The 16959-nt window shown below is 31.9% G+C and carries 13 protein-coding genes; 11 read left to right on the plus strand and 2 right to left on the minus strand.

Annotated elements, in window-relative coordinates:
• Complete coding sequence (locus tag B0A68_RS21465) at positions 1–606, plus strand: RloB family protein (protein ID WP_035685003.1); 606 nt, start codon at positions 1–3, stop codon at positions 604–606.
• Between the two features lie 282 nt (positions 607–888).
• Here the strand turns inward: B0A68_RS21465 and lysS are convergent, their stop codons facing one another.
• Positions 889–2592: a lysine--tRNA ligase gene (gene lysS, locus B0A68_RS21470; RefSeq protein ID WP_035688191.1), complete on the minus strand. Its 1704-nt coding sequence runs from the start codon at positions 2590–2592 to the stop codon at positions 889–891.
• A gap of 165 nt (positions 2593–2757) precedes the next feature.
• On the opposite strand from lysS, the gene B0A68_RS21475 reads away from it, so the two are divergent.
• From B0A68_RS21475 to B0A68_RS21500, 6 genes are all read left to right on the plus strand, one after another.
• Positions 2758–3483: a hypothetical protein gene (locus tag B0A68_RS21475; protein ID WP_035685001.1), complete on the plus strand. Its 726-nt coding sequence runs from the start codon at positions 2758–2760 to the stop codon at positions 3481–3483.
• Positions 3484–3544: 61 nt separating this feature from the next.
• A complete protein-coding gene (locus B0A68_RS21480; protein ID WP_123947538.1) occupies positions 3545–4345 on the plus strand; it encodes a hypothetical protein in 801 nt (266 codons plus the stop codon).
• Between the two features lie 70 nt (positions 4346–4415).
• Complete coding sequence (locus B0A68_RS21485) at positions 4416–5171, plus strand: hypothetical protein (RefSeq protein ID WP_035684997.1); 756 nt, start codon at positions 4416–4418, stop codon at positions 5169–5171.
• 5 nt (positions 5172–5176) lie between these two features.
• Positions 5177–5878, plus strand: coding sequence for a lipoyl(octanoyl) transferase LipB (lipB, locus tag B0A68_RS21490; RefSeq protein ID WP_035684996.1), 702 nt, complete (start codon positions 5177–5179; stop codon positions 5876–5878).
• A 14-nt stretch (positions 5879–5892) separates the two neighbouring features.
• Entirely contained in the window at positions 5893–6708 is an 816-nt protein-coding gene (locus B0A68_RS21495; protein ID WP_035684994.1) for a helix-turn-helix domain-containing protein, read from the plus strand.
• An 84-nt stretch (positions 6709–6792) separates the two neighbouring features.
• On the plus strand, positions 6793–7377 hold the full coding sequence (locus tag B0A68_RS21500) for an NAD(P)H-dependent oxidoreductase (RefSeq protein WP_035684992.1): 585 nt from the start codon (positions 6793–6795) through the stop codon (positions 7375–7377).
• A 39-nt stretch (positions 7378–7416) separates the two neighbouring features.
• On the opposite strand, the gene B0A68_RS21505 is transcribed toward B0A68_RS21500, so the two are convergent.
• The gene (locus B0A68_RS21505) at positions 7417–8082 is read right to left on the minus strand and encodes a ribonuclease HII (protein ID WP_035684990.1); all 666 of its coding nucleotides are present in this window, start codon (positions 8080–8082) and stop codon (positions 7417–7419) included.
• Between the two features lie 371 nt (positions 8083–8453).
• On the opposite strand from B0A68_RS21505, the gene B0A68_RS21510 reads away from it, so the two are divergent.
• The 4 genes from B0A68_RS21510 (at position 8454) to B0A68_RS21525 (ending at position 16727) form a co-directional block, all read left to right on the plus strand.
• Positions 8454–11585: a SusC/RagA family TonB-linked outer membrane protein gene (locus B0A68_RS21510; protein WP_035684988.1), complete on the plus strand. Its 3132-nt coding sequence runs from the start codon at positions 8454–8456 to the stop codon at positions 11583–11585.
• Positions 11586–11594: 9 nt separating this feature from the next.
• Positions 11595–13175 (plus strand): RagB/SusD family nutrient uptake outer membrane protein, encoded by a 1581-nt coding sequence (locus tag B0A68_RS21515; RefSeq protein WP_035684985.1) that lies wholly within the window; start codon positions 11595–11597, stop codon positions 13173–13175.
• 177 nt (positions 13176–13352) lie between these two features.
• Positions 13353–15320 carry a putative porin gene (locus B0A68_RS21520; protein ID WP_035684983.1) on the plus strand — a complete coding sequence of 656 codons (1968 nt, stop codon included), beginning with the start codon at positions 13353–13355 and terminating at the stop codon, positions 15318–15320.
• Between the two features lie 45 nt (positions 15321–15365).
• Positions 15366–16727 carry a pyridoxal-phosphate dependent enzyme gene (locus tag B0A68_RS21525; RefSeq protein WP_035684981.1) on the plus strand — a complete coding sequence of 454 codons (1362 nt, stop codon included), beginning with the start codon at positions 15366–15368 and terminating at the stop codon, positions 16725–16727.
• The last annotated feature ends 232 nt before the right edge of the window (positions 16728–16959 follow it).

The raw sequence follows: 16959 nt of genomic DNA on the forward strand, positions 1-16959 counted from the left end.
ATGGCTAAAAGACCTACTAATAATTTTAAATCAAGAATTTTTAAATCAAAAATATTAATTCTATGTGAGGGACTTACGGAGAAAAATTATTTTACAGCCATGAAAGAAGATCTAAGTTTGCCTAAAACTATTGGGGTAGATGTTTTTCAAAGTAATAAAGTTGATTGTAAAGGTGTTGTAGAAGAAGCAATAAAAAAGGCTAAACGTGATGGGGTTGAAGAAATTTTCGTAGTATTTGATCATGATAATCAGGCAAAAAGAGATGAGGCTTTTAAATTGGCTGAAACTAAAAGTATAACTGTAATTTTTTCAAGTATCTGTTTTGAGAGTTGGTATTTAATGCATTATAAAAATTCAACTAAGGCCTTTTCTTCTGAAGCTGATTTAGAAAGAGAATTGAAAAAATGTGTGGGAATGGAGAATTATGAAAAAAACAATTTTAAGCATTATTCAATTTTAAAAGACAAAACGGCTATTGCAAAATCAAATGCCGAAAAGACTAGGCTGACTGTTATTAAAAATAATAGTGGGGTAGAAATTTTTAATTTAAATCCGTTTACTAATGTAGATGAATTAGTTTTTTATTTAGAAAGTCAAAAAGAATAAAAAAAGAGCTTCAAATCGAAGCTCTTTTTTTGTGCGCGTGAGAAGGGATTCGAACCCTAACTTTGAAGCCATCCATTCGACATTTTGTAATAAAAATTGTGCTCACGCGGTCAAAGTTTTAAACACGCCGTTTTTTATTTTTTCCATAAGCTTTGAGTTATTAAAAAAGTAGCAAGTTATATAATCATATAAAGTGCCTAAACCCAATTTCACGTACAAATTAATGTCATAACCTGTTATCAATGTTACTATCCAACAGATTAAATGAATATCATAATATTTTTACTCTGCCAATTCCACAAATTTAAACTCACCATCAACCACAACTTTAGTCAAACCATGTTTAGATAAGTTTTTCATAGAAGCATCCCATTTTTTACCGCTTAAGTTAGCAGTAATTTTTAATTGCTGAAGATCCATTTTATTTTCATTTCCTTTCAATAAATCTACGATAAACTTCTCTTCATCAGAAAGTTCAATTTGAGCTAGTTTTTTCTCCGGACGCATTTGCGGGAACAATAAAACTTCTTGAATAGAAGCGTTATTAGTTAAGTACATAATCAAACGATCCATTCCAATTCCCATTCCAGAAGTTGGAGGCATACCGTATTCTAAAGCTCTTAAGAAATCTTCGTCGATAATACCATTTGCTTCATCATCACCTTTTGCAGCCAAACGCATTTGATCTTCAAAACGCTCACGCTGATCAATTGGATCATTTAATTCAGAATATGCATTTGCAATTTCTTTACCACAAACCATTAATTCAAAGCGCTCAGTAAGTTCTGGATTATCGCGGTGCTCTTTACATAAAGGCGACATTTCTTTAGGATAATCAGTAATAAAAGTTGGCTGAATATAATTTCCTTCGCATTTTGTTCCAAAAATCTCATCAATCAATTTTCCTTTCCCCATTGTGTTGTCAACGTCGATTCCCATTCCTCTTGCAGCTTCAAATAATTCCTCTTCCGTTTTACCTGAGATATCAAAACCAGTAAAATGTTTGATAGAATCAGTCATTGTAACACGTGCATAAGGCGCTTTAAAGTTAATTTGGTGTTCACCAAAAGTAACTTCGCTAGTTCCGTTTACTGCAATTGCGCAATGCTCAAGAAGGCCTTCTGCAAATTCCATCATCCAGTTGTAGTCTTTGTAAGCTACATATATTTCCATAGCGGTAAATTCAGGATTATGCGTTCTGTCCATACCTTCATTTCTAAAGTTTTTCGAGAATTCATAAACACCTTCAAAACCACCAACAATTAATCTTTTCAAATACAATTCGTTTGCAATACGCATATAAAGCGGAATATCAAGCGAATTATGGTGTGTGATAAAAGGTCTTGCCGCAGCTCCACCTGCAATTGATTGTAAAACTGGAGTTTCAACTTCAAGATAACCTGCATCGTTAAAATAGTTACGCATAGCCGTAAACAATTTTGTACGTTTAATGAAGTTTTCTTTAACATGCGGATTAACCGTTAAATCTACATAACGCATTCTGTAACGCAATTCAGCATCTGTAAAAGCGTCGTGAACGTTTCCGTCTGTGTCTACTCTTGGTAAAGGAAGCGGACGAAGCGTTTTACTTAAGAAAGTAAAACCGCTAACACGAATACATTTTGCACCAACCTGAGTGGTAAATAATTCTCCTTCAATACCAACAAAGTCACCTAAATCAGTTAATTTTTTAAAAACCGTATTGTACAAAGCTTTATCATCACCTTCACACAAAACATCGCGATTCACGTACAATTGAATACGTCCTTCGCTATCCTGCAATTCTGCAAAACAAGCTTTACCCTGATCACGAACACTCATCAAACGTCCCGCAACGATTACCTTCTTACCTTCTTCAAACGACTCCTTAATTTGCTTAGAAGTATGATTTACAGGAAAAAGATTAGCCGGATAAGGATTGATTCCTAAGTTGCGTAGGTTTTGAAGTTTTTCTCTTCTAATGATTTCTTGTTCTGATAATGCCATTTTGTGCTTTTTTTTAAGAGTGCAAAGATAAAATTTTTGTTTCAAGTTTCCACTCAAAGTGTTAAGGTTTTTTGAAGCAGAAATTCTAAGCATTTTAATCTTCTTTTTATGTAAGAAAATAATTATATCTTAGCCATTCAAAATCTAAGAACTATTCACAGAAAAATGAAATATCTATCTGCTTTTTTACTTTTTATTCTCTTTGCAGGCTGTCAAATTACCGAAACCCTTACCATTAATCGAGATGGAAGCGGCGATCTCGAAGTGGTACAGCTTCGAGATGAAAATAGTTATATGCAAATTGCTTTTGAGCAATATTCTAAAGAAAATATATTTCAGGATACTACTTATGTTTTTAAAGAATACATTGAGAAATACAACGAAAATTTTTTAAAATATCAGCCAGAAGAAAAACAGTTGTTTCAAAAATATGCCAATGTAAAAGTGCATTTAAAAAAGAGTTCTTTCGAAAAAGAATTCAGAAACGTATTGTCACTTCAATTTGATCAGGTTTCAGAAATTCCAGATTTATACAAAACAGAAAACTATGCGTCAGACATTGAGCATAATTACGCCTTAACAGCAGAAAATCATTATTACAAAATAGGATATGATTTTGATGGGAAAATTTTTAAACGTTCGGTTTTAATCACCACTACAGCCGAATTAGAAAAGACAAAAGAAGAATGCAAAAGATTTGAAAACAAATATGGTGCATTAAAACTACTGCAGAGTTATGTTCTAAAATATCATTTTCCAAGGAAAATAAAATCTGTTTCAAATGAAAAAGCAATTCTCAGTTCAGATAAAAAATCACTGACTATAGAATTCCAGCTTTCAGCTTTTTCACAAAATCCGGCAGATACAAATCTAGAAGTGGTTTTAGAGTAAAAACTCCAAATAATTTTTAAAAGAAAGTATCTTCGCTGCATATTAACCTAAATCAAAAAACATGAAAAGAATTCTACTTTGTTTCTTCGTTTTATTATGTATTTCAAGCTGTACTCTTAAGGAGAAGATGATTATGAATGAAGATGGATCGGGAACTTTCTCGTACGGATTTGATATGTCACCAATGTTTAAACTGGGAATGAAAAAAAGTGATTCTACAAAAATCAATAAAGTGGTAGATACTTCTTTTACGTTCAAAGATGTATTTGATAAAATAAAAGACAGTATCTCTAAATTGCCAGAAGCAGATAAAGAAAAAATTGAGATGCTGGAAAAGGAAAAAGAGAAACTTAAAATTTTGGAGAATTTTAAAGTCAGCTTAAAAATTAATGAAGAAAAGCAACAGTTCGAATATAATATGGCATTTGATTTTCCTAGTATTACGGGTTTTCAAAATCTTGCAACACCAGCCGAAAGCTTAGAAGCTCTGGCGGCTACTGACAAAAAACGATTAGGGGCTTTTAGTGCAGTTCCAAAACCAGACGAAAAGGCTAGTGCTTCTGTTTTTTATGATGGTAAAGTTTTTATTAAGTCTATAACGCCTGCTAAAGACAATAAAAAAGTTAAAAAGAAAAAGGAAAAGAAGAAAGAAAAAGATGATGATCCATTCTCAAAAAAAATGGACGATATGTTTAAGGAGTGTAAATATATTGCCGAATATCATTTTCCTAAAAAGATTAAAACCGTTTCGATCAAAAATGCTGTAATAGCTGCAGATGGAAAAAGTTTTACTGTTGAAATCCCTCTTGAAAATATGCAGGAAAGTAATGTGGATTTTGGTTTTAAAGTAGAATTTGAATAATAATCTGAGATTTCTAATTAAACTTATTTTTAAAATAGTCTTCGTATCTTTGATAAAAATTAACAGCACGATGAAATTATACAAATTACTAAGTTTTTCTTTTCTAATAGCTACATTAACAAGCTGCACTTTTACAGAAAATATTTATATTAACGATAATGGCGCCGGAAAATTTTCTGTAGACATGGACGGTTCTTCTCTAATGGCAATGGCTGGCGACCAAATTGGCAGTCAAATGGGAGCTGACGCTAAAAAAGATATTGATTCTACATTTACTTTCAAGCAATTATTTGATGCTAAAAAAGACAGTATTGCAAAGCTTTCTCCAGAAACTCAGAAAGAATTAAAGAAGATAGAAAACTTTGTGGTTCATACTAAAATGAGCAACGAAAAGAAAGAATTTTTGATGACATTTTCTACCGATTTTAAAAATGTAAATGAGTTACAAGACATACTGCAAACCATGAGTACTTTGCAGAAGTTAGATAAGGGAGGAAGCAGTACAAGTCCTTTTGGCAGTAATTTTGGAAACAATAACAGCAAACTGAGTTATAATTATGATGGAAAGAAATTTACGCGTAAAGCAATAATTGAGAAACAGAAAGCAGAAGAAAAAGCAGCCGATCCTAATCAGGATATGTCTAAAATGGTTTTTGCTTCATCAAGTTATATTTTGAAATATCATTTTCCTAAAAAAATCAAAAAAGTTTCTAATCCGAATGCTCTCTTTAGTGAGGATAGAAAAACAGTTACGATTCAATACCCATTTACGGATTATATGGAGAATCCGGACAAACTTAACTTTGACGTAGAGTTTGAAAAATAATAAAAATGAATAAAAAAATTCAACTTCAGGATTTAGGTCAAAAAGATTATAAATCTACTTGGGAATATCAAGAAGAACTTTTTGGGGCTATAGTCGACTTAAAAATAAAAAATAGAAGAGAAGAACTCGATTTAGAGACACCAAATTATTTACTGTTTGTAGAACATCCTCATGTTTATACATTAGGGAAAAGCGGCGATTTGGAAAATCTGTTATTAAACGAAAAACAGCTCGAAGCCAAAGGAGCAACTTTTTATAAAATTAACCGAGGCGGTGATATTACGTATCACGGTCCTGGACAGATTGTAGGTTATCCAATTCTTGATTTAGAAAACTTCTTTACAGATATTCATAAATATTTGCGTTTTCTGGAAGAGTCAATTATTCTGACTTTAGAGGAATATGGCTTAAAATGCGGCAGGAGTGAAGGTGAAACGGGCGTCTGGTTAGATACTGGAACTCCATTTGCAAGAAAAATTTGTGCACTTGGTGTACGTGCCTCACGCTGGGTAACGATGCATGGATTTGCTTTGAATGTTAACGTAGATCTAGGATATTTTGATAATATAATTCCGTGTGGTATTCGCGGTAAAGGCGTTACTTCTTTAAACGTAGAATTAGTAGTAGAAAAAGTAGATGAAGAAGAAGTTAAGAATAAAATTAAAAAACATCTAACGGCTCTTTTTGAGGCAGAATTTATTCAATAACAAAAAAAAAAAAGATGAAAAATTCTGAAGAAAATAACAATTATAGAATTGCTGTTCCATCAGAATTTGAATCTGTTTTTTCTCATTTTTATTTTGCTGAAAATAAAACAGATTTTCCCATTACTAAAACTTTACTTCCTAGTTTTCAAACTATACTTGTTTTTAATTTTGGTGCAAAAGCGTTCTTAAAATCACATCAAAATAATGTTTTGGAAGCAGAAAAATGTCTTGTTTTGGGTCCGATAAAACAAGCAATTGATTATACATTAGAACCTGATTCGGAGATCTTAGTTGCGAATTTTAAAGAAGATGCTTTTTACAGATTCTTTGGTAATGCTCTTTTTGATTCATTGCCTATTCATCCAGATGATTTGATTAATGAAAATTGTTTTACTCTTTTGTGGGAAGAACTTCAAAAGTTTAATAATACTGCCGAACGTGTTAATTATATTTTAGATTTCTGCAAACCTTATTTAAAGGAACAAAACGAAATATCTACACTTTTAACCGAATTTCAGAGGGAGAATATAAATCCGATAAAAGCAATTGCTTCGCAAACTAATCAAACCGAAAGAAATATTCAGCTTAATCAAAAGAAGATGTTTGGTTATACCATTAAAGAAGCCAATCGCTATGAAAGATTTTTAAAAACTGTAGATCAGATCCAGAAAAATATAATTAACGAGTCTAAAACAGATTGGTTAACACTTGTTGATCAATTTGGTTATTATGATCAAAGTCAGCTGATTCATGATTTTAAATATTATATGAATATTTCACCGACCAAATTCTTAAAATTCCAATCGGACATCTGCAGTTCAAAACTTTAATTCTATTTATCATTTCGTTTTCTTACAATTGTCGGCAAAATCTGCGCTATACATTTGTCATGTTCAATCTTAAAAATAGAAAACATGAAAAATTTAATTATTTATACGCATCCAAATTCAAGTAGTTTAAACCATTTTTTTAAGCAGGTGATTATCAAAAGTCTTGAGGAATCTGGTCACGAGGTTGAGTTGCGAGATTTGTATCAAATAGGTTTTAATCCTGTTCTTTCTTTAGGAGATATAGAGGGGCAAAGAATGGGAAAAGTTGCAGCAGATATAAAGGAGGAGCAAGATTTTATAGAATGGGCGGACCGAATTATCTTTATTTACCCAATTTGGTGGACGGGAATGCCGGCAATTATGAAAGGTTATATCGATCGCGTATTTAGTTATGGATTTGCATATCGTTACGATCAAGGTATTCAGAAAGGTTTACTAACAGGAAAAAAGACCATAATTGTTAATTCTCATGGGAAGTCCAATCAGGAATACGAAGAAATTGGAATGGACAAAGCTTTAACATTGACATCTGATAAAGGAATTTTTAACTATTGCGGGTTAGAAATTCAAAAACATTTTTATTTTGATAAAGCAGATCGGGCTTCTACAGATAATATAGTAGAATGGGAGAGTCAGATTTTAAATTTTTTCAGAGAGAATTCGCTATAACAATAAATCAAAAGACTTATCAAAGGATAAGTCTTTTTGTTATTCTATAAAATTTAGCTCTAATTGTTCTGGCAGCAGCCTAAAACTCATTCGATGATATTTTGTTGTTCCAAATTGTTTAATGGCTTCGCGGTGTTCTCTTGTTGGATACCCTTTGTTTTGTTTCCAGTTGTACATCGGAAATTCCTCGTGAATTTTATTCATATATTCATCACGATACGTTTTAGCTAAAACAGAGGCGGCGGCAATGCTTAAAAACTTAGAATCACCTTTTATTATACATTGATTAGGAATTGATTTTAATAAATCAATTTCATCTGAAGAAAACTGCTTTCCAAAAGTATTCTTTAAACCCAACTTTGCATTAAGAGAACGATTGCCGTCTACAATAATATATTCAGGAATTTGATTTAATTTTAGGATGCATTCCTGCATGCCTTTCATAGAAGCATTAAGAATGTTAATTTCATCAATTTCATCTGCATGAAGATGGGTAACAGAATAGCAAATAGCATGCTGTTCTATAATGGGTTTTAAGTTTTCTCTGACTTTTTCTGATAACTGTTTACTGTCATTTAATATTTCACTAACAAAATCTGCTGGTAAAATGACCGCAGCAGCAGTTACTGGTCCGGCTAAACAGCCTCTTCCGGCCTCGTCAGTGCCCGTTTCTAGTGCAAATCCGGAGAAATTTTTTGAAAGCATTCGTTTTTTTAAATTAAGATTACAAAAATATTGAAAATTATTTTTGCTTTTCCCCTTTTGTTAGTAGGAATTATCAAAAGATCAAAAAAGTTGTTTAATTAAATGATGTTGATAATAGAATATGATCTTTTTTATGGTTTTGATTAAAAGAGGGACTGATTTGTTAAAAAAGAGTTAATGTTTGGTTTTTTGTTAAATTGAATATATGATATTATACAAGGAAAAACATTGTTAAAAATTTTCAATTTTGATCAATTTGTAGTGTTTGTTGAGGTATTGTTAATGTTTTTTAAAAAAATTAAGATAAAATAGTTTGGTATTTTAAGAAATAATTAAGATGTTTGCGACATACTAATTCAAAATAAATTAAAATGAAATTAAAATTACAATGGATTTGTACGCTACTATTAGCGTTATCTATGCAGTTTTCTTTTGCTCAAGAGCGAACTGTATCTGGAAAAGTGTCTGATCAGACAGGCGTTATTCCAGGAGTAAATGTTGTTGTTAAGGGAAGTAAAGTAAGTACTTATACTGACTTTGATGGTAGTTACTCAATAAAAGCAAAAACAGGTGATGTTTTAGTTTTCTCATATGTAGGTATGAGTAACAAACAAGTTACTGTTGGAACTTCAAACAGTGTAAATGTCTCTTTAGAGTCTGAAGCACAATTAATGAACGAGGTTGTTGTAGTTGGTTATGGTGTTCAGAAAAGAAAAGAGGTTACAGGTTCTATTTCTAAAATTGCTGGGAAAGACATTTCTAATTTAGTAACTCCATCTTTCGAAGGTGTTTTAGCTGGTAGAGCTGCGGGTGTTCAGGTTTTAACTAATAGTGGTATTATTGGTGGAGCTCCAAAAATTAGAATTAGAGGTATTGCATCTATTTCTGGTTTGACTGAGCCTTTAATCGTTGTAGATGGTGTGCCTATTTATTCTGGTGATGTTGGTGGTGTTTCTGCTACAAATGGTTTAGCTGACATTAATCCTGATGATATCGAATCTTTTGATGTTTTAAAAGATGGTGCTTCAACAGCTATCTATGGTTCTAGAGCAGCTAACGGTGTAATCTTGATTACAACTAAAAGTGGTAAAAAAGGAACTCTTAAAGTTACTTACTCAAGTGTTTTTGGTGTAGCTAGTGCATACAAAAAATATGATTTATTACAAACTCCGGACTTCATTACAATTTCTAATGAAAAAAGAGCAAATGTACCTGTAGCTGCAGGACAGCCACAATTAACCCCATGGGCTGCCGGAACTACATATAATACAGATTGGCAAAGTGCAGTATTGAGAAATGCGCCACAAATGACGCACAATCTTAACTTTAGCGGAGGTTCTGATAAAACTAAATATTATTTGTCTTTAGGTTACACAGATCAAGAAGGTATCAATATAGCTAACAGTATGAATAGATTTTCTATCAGAGCTAATATTGATCAAGAGATTAACAAATGGTTGTCTATTGGTACTAATTTAACAGTTAGTAGAACAGAATATTATGGGTTGAATATTAATAGTAATGGTCTTTCTGGAAATATTTTCAATACTATCAGACAATTGCCAAATACACCTATTTATGATGCAAGTAATCCGACAGGATACAATTTAACGCTGCCATTAACGACTAATGTTGTTGGTAAGTGGGATAACCTTGCTGTTCAAAGTGAAGGTATTTCAAACATTGTTTATATTCTAGATCATAATATTTATAAATCAAAAACTCAAAGAACATTGGCAAGTGTTTTTGCAAATGCAAAAATAACTTCAGATTTGAGCTATAAATTACAAGTAAGTTCTGATAATGCTATAACCACAGGTTTTCAATATTGGAACCCAGTTCATGGTGATGCAGCAGGTAGAAACGGATACTTATACAATGATGTTCAAGACATGCAGAGATGGAACTGGCAAAATATTTTAAACTACAAACATACTTTTGCTGAAAGCCATAATTTAGGAGTAACTGCGGTTGCCGAATATCAAAAATCGCAAACAAAACTATCTTGGGGTAATGGATCAGATTTATTAAGTGATTTTTATAACAAAAACTTAGTAACTAATTCATACTCAACTAAAGATTCTGGAGGAGGAGTTACTGAAAAAGGTATTATTTCTTATTTAGGACGTGTAAGTTATAATTATAAAGAAAAATATTTCCTTCAAGGATCTATTAGACGTGATGGAATTTCACAGTTCGAATCAGATGTTAGATACCACAATTTCCCTGGAGTTTCTGCTGGTTGGACAGTTTCTAAGGAAAATTTCATGCAGGGAATCAGCAATACAATTTCTGATTTTAAAATAAGAGCATCTTATTCTGAAGTAGGTAACGTAGATGTATTAAATGGTAATGCTTATCCTTCTAAAGGATTAACGATTAGTTCACCATATGGTATATCAAATGGTCTTGGATATTCTCAATTTGGAAATAGTGTATTGCAATGGGAAACAAGTACAAAAATTGATTATGGTGTAGATTTTGGTTTCCTAAACAATCGTTTGACTTTAGGTTTTGATTATTTCAAAAATGATATCGATGGTTTAGTTTTAGCTGCACCAGTAGCGCCTTCATTGGGTATTCCAGGTAGTGTGATCAACAGCAACGTTGGTAAAATGTTCAACGAAGGGTACGAATTTGCAGCGACTTTTAAAGCAATTAATACTCAGAACTTTTCTTGGGATGTTGCGGCTAACTTAACACTTGCTAAAAATGAAGTTACTGAATTGCCAAGTGGTGATATAATCGGTGGATCTTATACAACTGATACAAATATTGCTCCGAATATCATTATTAGAAAAGGTGAGTCAATTAACTCTCTTTACGGATTTGAATATTATGGAGTAAATAAAGCAAATGGTAATCCTGTTTATTATAAGGCAAATGGTTCTTTAGTACAAGGTCTATTACCAGGTTCTACTTATGCTGAGTATAATGCTGCAAATCCTGCAGACGTAAGCAAAACTGCGACATTAACAAATTCTGACAAGAAAATTTTAGGTAATACTCTTCCTACTTATTACGGGTCATTCTCATCAAACATGAAGTATAAAAATATTGATTTCGGTTTTATGTTTAGATTCAGTGGAGGTAATAAAGTTTTTAATTCTACAAGAAGAGAATTAATGACTCAAACTTTTAGTAATAACGGAACTGAAATTTTAGGAAGATGGCAGAGTGTTGATAATCCTGGAGACGGATGGACACCAAGATTATATGCTAGTACAAACAACACAACAAACTTAAATGGTAGTGCAACTTCTCGTTTCGTAGAAAAAGGAGACTTTATTTCTCTGGATAATATCAGCTTAGGTTATTCTCTTCCAAGATTATTATTAGATAAAATTGGAGTTGATTCATTCAGACTTTTTGTACAAGCTCAAAATATTTGGTTAATTTCTGATTATAAAGGTATTAATCCTGAGATGGAAACAGCTGGTGTAGATATTAACGGAACTCCTCGTTCTAAAGTAGTATCAATGGGAATTAATGTAAGTTTATAATAAAAACATATGAAAAATATAATAAAAACAATTTTGCTTTCTGTAGTTGTATTCGGGATGAATTCATGTACAGAAGAAAAAATATTAGACTTAGAGCCAATTAATCAAATATCTGAAAGTGTAGCATTTTCGACTCCTTCCTTCATTGCATCATCAATGAATGGTGTATATAATGCAGCAGCTCTTGGTCAGTATAACACAACAAATCCGAATGGTGGTAGAGGTTATATCTGGGGTGCAGCTTTCGTTGAGCAAGGAGACTGTAGAGGAGAAGATGTTGTAAACACACAAGCATTTTTTCAGGTTACTTACGAAGGAAGTTATGATGCCAATACTTTAAATAATATGTATTACTGGGTTGATGGTTTTAGACTAATCAATAGATGTAATCTTATGATTGAAGGTGTTAACGGTGCTGTTGCTAAAGGTATTATTACTCAAGCGGTAGCTGATGATTATATAGGGCAAGCTAAATTTTTAAGAGCAATTACTCATTTTGAATTGTTAAATTTCTTTGCTAGACCTTACAACTATACTGCTGGTGCTACTCATCCTGGTTTACCATACAGAGAGGTAGGAGTTAATACTACTGCTGAAATCGCATCAGAAACAGCAAAACCAAGAAACACAGTTGCAGAATGTTATACTAAAATCTTAGCAGATTTAACAGATGCAGAAGCTTTAATTACTTCAAATGGTTTTAACAATAGTACAAGAGTGGTTGCTAAGGCTACAAAATCTGCAGCAATTGCTTTTAAAACTAGAGTATATCTTCACAAGAGAGACTGGGCTAATGTTATTGCAGAAGGAACTAAATTGACTACAATGACTTTACCAAATGCATATGCTTTAACGTCTGCATCTAATGGTGCTTTTCTATATCCTACTAATTTGAGTAACACAGAATCTATTTTCTCAATTCAGCATTCTTCTACAGCTAATCCAACAACAAATGGTGCTTTGCCAAGTATGTATAAGCAAAGAGTCTTGATCGCAATTAGTCCAATTATCTGGAGAAATCCATTTTGGTTAGCGGATGATAAAAGAAGACAAGAAGGTGTAATGATTAATACACCAGCTTCTGGTGCTAAATATTCAAATAAATATACAGATGTAACAAATAATACAGATGCTGCACCAGTTATCAGATATGCAGAAGTATTATTGAATATGGCAGAAGCACAAGCTCGTTTGTCTAATTTACCTGCAGCTTTAACGTTATTGAATTCAGTTAGAAATAGATCTTTAGCTACTCCGGCTACGCAATCTTATACTGCTACATCATTTACTACAAATGCTTCTATGATGGCTGCTATTATTGCAGAAAGAAGAATTGAATTTCTTGCTGAAGGACGCAGATGGTCTGATATACAAAGATTACAAGATGATGATTTAGTCCCTATTGTTGGTGTTCCTGCTAAAGTTGCAAATGGAGTTCCTCCGGCAGCTGCATATACTTTAGGTACTCCTTATGATGGACCATTATCTATTGCAGCGATTCCTAAGACGGATCGTAGAATGTTATGGCCTATACCTCAAGTAGAAAGAAATACGAATCCAAATGTTGCTCAAAACGATGGTTGGGAATAGTTTCTATTCTAAATAATTTAAAAGCCCTCAATCTTTTTAGATTGGGGGCTTTTTGCTAAATAATACTTTTCTTTAAAACTTCTAAATACTAACGATTTGTTTTTTTTCGTTTATACGTTTTTATCATTTACCTTTGCTTAGCAAATTTTGTCAAATAAATACATATAAAGCCATCAAATGAGAATTTTCATTTTTCTATATCTTTTAGTTATACCATCTTTATTGTTTTCGCAGGAAAAAAAGACATCTAAAAATAATCTGGATATGAATACAAAATATTCTAGTATCACAGATACGGTAAAAAAGAAAAAAGCTAAAGTTGCTACAATAGATCAATATCAGATTATTACCTTAGAGCATGATACCACTTATGCAGATACGTCGCTGACACTAAAAAGCGCATACAAACAAAATCATATTAGAAGAGATGAATTTGGACTTTTGCCATTCTCTAATATCGGACAGCCTTATAATACATTGCAATATAGTTTGACAAGTTTTTCTCCTTATCCGGAAATTGGTTTTAAAGCAAAGCATTTTAATTATATCGAAGCAGATCAAATTAAATATTACTCAGTGGCAACACCATTGACAGAATTATTTTTCAATACCACAATAAATAAAGGACAAAATGTTGATTCTTTCATAACCTTAAATATTTCAAAGAACCTTAATTTTTCTATTGCTTACAGAGGATTACGTTCTGAGGGAGATTATATTAATCAATTGGTAAGTGCAGGGAATTTTAGGTTTACAACGAGTTATGCTACAACCAACAAAAGATATATTTTAAATGCTCATTATGCTTATCAGGATGTAATGAATGAAGAAAATGGTGGTATTACAGATCCTCAATATTTTGAAAGTGACAATAAAGACTATAAAAATCGTCAGAGATTACAAGTTTATTTGACAGATGCAGAATCTTTTTTAAAAGGGAGGCGCTTGTTTTTTGACCACGCTTTTAGAATAAATCCAAAGGGAGGAGATAATAATTTGTATGTAACACATCAATTTAATTACGATAATAAAACTTTCGAATACAAACAGCCAACTGTGATTTCTATAGTGACTAATAGAAGGATACAGCGTTTTGGAGAATCTTACGTGGCGAGCAATATTAATGATCATACAAAATTTGAAAAATTATATAATAAAGCAGGATTAGCATATGAGAATTCTCTTTTAGGAAAGTTTAATTTTTTTATTGATGATTATAGATCGAACTATTTATATAACCGTGTTATAGTCCCAACAAATGGACCGATAATTCCGTCTCACTTATACCAGCAGTTTAATAATGTAGGCGGGCAGTACGAGTACCAGAAAAATAAATGGAACGGCCGATTTTTATATTCTAGATCGATTTCAAATCAGTCCCTTTCTGATTTAGATGCAAAACTGCGTTACGATTATAATGATAAGATAAAGTTTGATTTTAGATATAGAAATATTAATAAACTGCCGAATAATAATTACAATTTATATCAAAGCAGCTGGGTAGCTTACAATTGGTCAAATAATTTTAAAAACGAAAAAATAAATTCGCTTAGTGCTGAAGTTTCTACTCCTTGGGCAAACCTACAAGCGCAATATACTGTATTAAAGGACCATTTGTATTTCAGAGATGATTCTACTCCAAATCAAAAGGACAGCCTTATTCAGATCATTAAACCATATCAGTATGATAATGTGATTAATTATTTAGAGATAAAAGCTAATAAAGAATTCAAATTTGGAAGATTTGCGCTTGATAATACCTTTCTTTATCAAAAAGTCGATCAATCTGATTTAATATTAAATGTACCTGATTTTGTAACGAGAAATACATTTTACTATTCTGGCTACTTTTTTAAGAAGGCACTTTATATGCAGAGCGGAATTACATTTAATTATTTCACAAAATATTATGCAGACAATTATAACCCAGTTATAGGAGAGTTTTTTGTTCAAAAGACAGATAAGATAGGGAGTTATGCAAATTTTGATTTATTTGTTAATGCCCGAATTAGACAAACACGATTTTATCTAAAAGCAGAACATTTAAATGCTGCTTTCTCACGAGGTAATTATTATTCAGCGCCTGATAATCCATATCGAGACTTTGTTATTCGATTTGGTTTAGTTTGGAATTTCTTCCAATAATTAGAGTTGATTCACTTAAAAACCAAATATTAAATTTAAATAAAAATGGACTTTTCAAAAAATATTTTAGAAACAATAGGTAATACACCGTTAGTAAAACTCAACAAAGTTGTTGCTGAAATTGATGCATTAGTACTAGCAAAAGTCGAGACATTTAATCCGGGAAATTCTGTAAAAGATAGAATGGCCGTAAAGATGATTGAAGATGCAGAAGCTGACGGAAGATTAAAACCTGGTGGAACTATTATTGAAGGAACTTCTGGAAATACAGGAATGGGACTTGCACTTGTGGCCATTATCAAAGGATACAAATTGATTTGTGTTATCTCAGATAAACAATCTAAAGAGAAAATGGATATTTTGCGTGCCGTGGGTGCCAAAGTAGTAGTGTGTCCAACAGATGTCGAACCAACAGATCCTAGGTCTTATTATTCTGTTTCGAAACGTTTAGCAGAAGAAACTCCAAACTCCTGGTATGTAAATCAGTACGATAATATGTCAAATTCTTTGGCACATTACGAACAAACAGGACCTGAGATATGGAAACAAACGGATGGTAAAATTACTCATTTTGTAGTTGGAGTAGGAACTGGAGGAACTATTTCTGGTGTTGGAAGATATTTAAAAGAAAAAAATCCAAATATCAAAATTTGGGGAATTGACACTTACGGTTCTGTTTTTAAAAAATACCATGAAACTGGAATATTTGATGAAAATGAAATTTACTCTTATATCACAGAAGGAATTGGAGAAGATATTTTACCTAAAAATGTTGATTTTTCTTTGATTGATGGTTTTACAAAAGTAACCGATAAAGATGCGGCAGTTTATACTAGAAAAATTGCTCTTGAAGAAGCTATTTTTGTAGGTAATTCTGCTGGTGCATGTATAAAAGGATTATTGCAGCTAAAAGAACATTTTAAACCAGATGATGTTGTTGTGGTTCTTTTTCATGATTCAGGAAGCCGTTATGTCGGTAAAATGTTTAATGATGATTGGATGCGCGAACGAGGTTTCTTAGAAGAAAATATTACTAAAGCAGAAGATGTAATTAAAGATCATATAGACAAGCAATTAATTGTAGTTCGTACAGAGGAATTGGTTTCGCATGCTATCGAGCGTATGCGTAAATATAAAATCTCGCAGATTCCGGTTGTTGATATCAACGGATTTGTAGGTTCTGTAGACGAAACGGATTTATTTAGAAGTTATGTAGCTGATAAAAACGTTGCCGAAAAACCAATTAAAGAAGTGATGGGAAAACCATTTCCGATAGTAAAATTAGGAACGCCAATCGAAGAAGTTTCTAAATTATTTACAAAAGAAAATGACGCTGTATTGGTAGATTTAGAAAATGGAAATCATCATATTATTACTAAATATGATATCATTGGATCGATAAAATAAAATTTTAAATCGATAGCTAAAAATCCATAAATCTGATTCACAATCAGATTTATGGATTTTTTTTTAGAAATATTATGCCGCAAACTATATCTTTATGTTATATAGATTTAGAATAATTAATCTGGAGATGTTGATAATTCGAGAGTTATATTTACTAAAATGGTAATCTTTAATTTGTAAGATTAGTATTATTTTTTTGTAATTTTATCTTTTTAAAAATTATAAAAACAAA

Source organism: Flavobacterium reichenbachii, from assembly GCF_002217435.1.
Taxonomy (GTDB): Bacteria; Bacteroidota; Bacteroidia; order Flavobacteriales; family Flavobacteriaceae; genus Flavobacterium; species Flavobacterium reichenbachii.

Bases quoted from the DNA above. Each gene is read 5' to 3' on its own strand.
- B0A68_RS21465 (WP_035685003.1), top strand. From the start codon at position 1: ATGGCTAAAAGACCTACTAATAATTTTAAATCAAGAATTTTTAAATCA.
- lysS (WP_035688191.1), bottom strand. From the start codon at position 2,592: ATGGCATTATCAGAACAAGAAATCATTAGAAGAGAAAAACTTCAAAAC.
- B0A68_RS21475 (WP_035685001.1), top strand. From the start codon at position 2,758: ATGAAATATCTATCTGCTTTTTTACTTTTTATTCTCTTTGCAGGCTGT.
- B0A68_RS21480 (WP_123947538.1), top strand. From the start codon at position 3,545: ATGAAAAGAATTCTACTTTGTTTCTTCGTTTTATTATGTATTTCAAGC.
- B0A68_RS21485 (WP_035684997.1), top strand. From the start codon at position 4,416: ATGAAATTATACAAATTACTAAGTTTTTCTTTTCTAATAGCTACATTA.
- lipB (WP_035684996.1), top strand. From the start codon at position 5,177: ATGAATAAAAAAATTCAACTTCAGGATTTAGGTCAAAAAGATTATAAA.
- B0A68_RS21495 (WP_035684994.1), top strand. From the start codon at position 5,893: ATGAAAAATTCTGAAGAAAATAACAATTATAGAATTGCTGTTCCATCA.
- B0A68_RS21500 (WP_035684992.1), top strand. From the start codon at position 6,793: ATGAAAAATTTAATTATTTATACGCATCCAAATTCAAGTAGTTTAAAC.
- B0A68_RS21505 (WP_035684990.1), bottom strand. From the start codon at position 8,082: ATGCTTTCAAAAAATTTCTCCGGATTTGCACTAGAAACGGGCACTGAC.
- B0A68_RS21510 (WP_035684988.1), top strand. From the start codon at position 8,454: ATGAAATTAAAATTACAATGGATTTGTACGCTACTATTAGCGTTATCT.
- B0A68_RS21515 (WP_035684985.1), top strand. From the start codon at position 11,595: ATGAAAAATATAATAAAAACAATTTTGCTTTCTGTAGTTGTATTCGGG.
- B0A68_RS21520 (WP_035684983.1), top strand. From the start codon at position 13,353: ATGAGAATTTTCATTTTTCTATATCTTTTAGTTATACCATCTTTATTG.
- B0A68_RS21525 (WP_035684981.1), top strand. From the start codon at position 15,366: ATGGACTTTTCAAAAAATATTTTAGAAACAATAGGTAATACACCGTTA.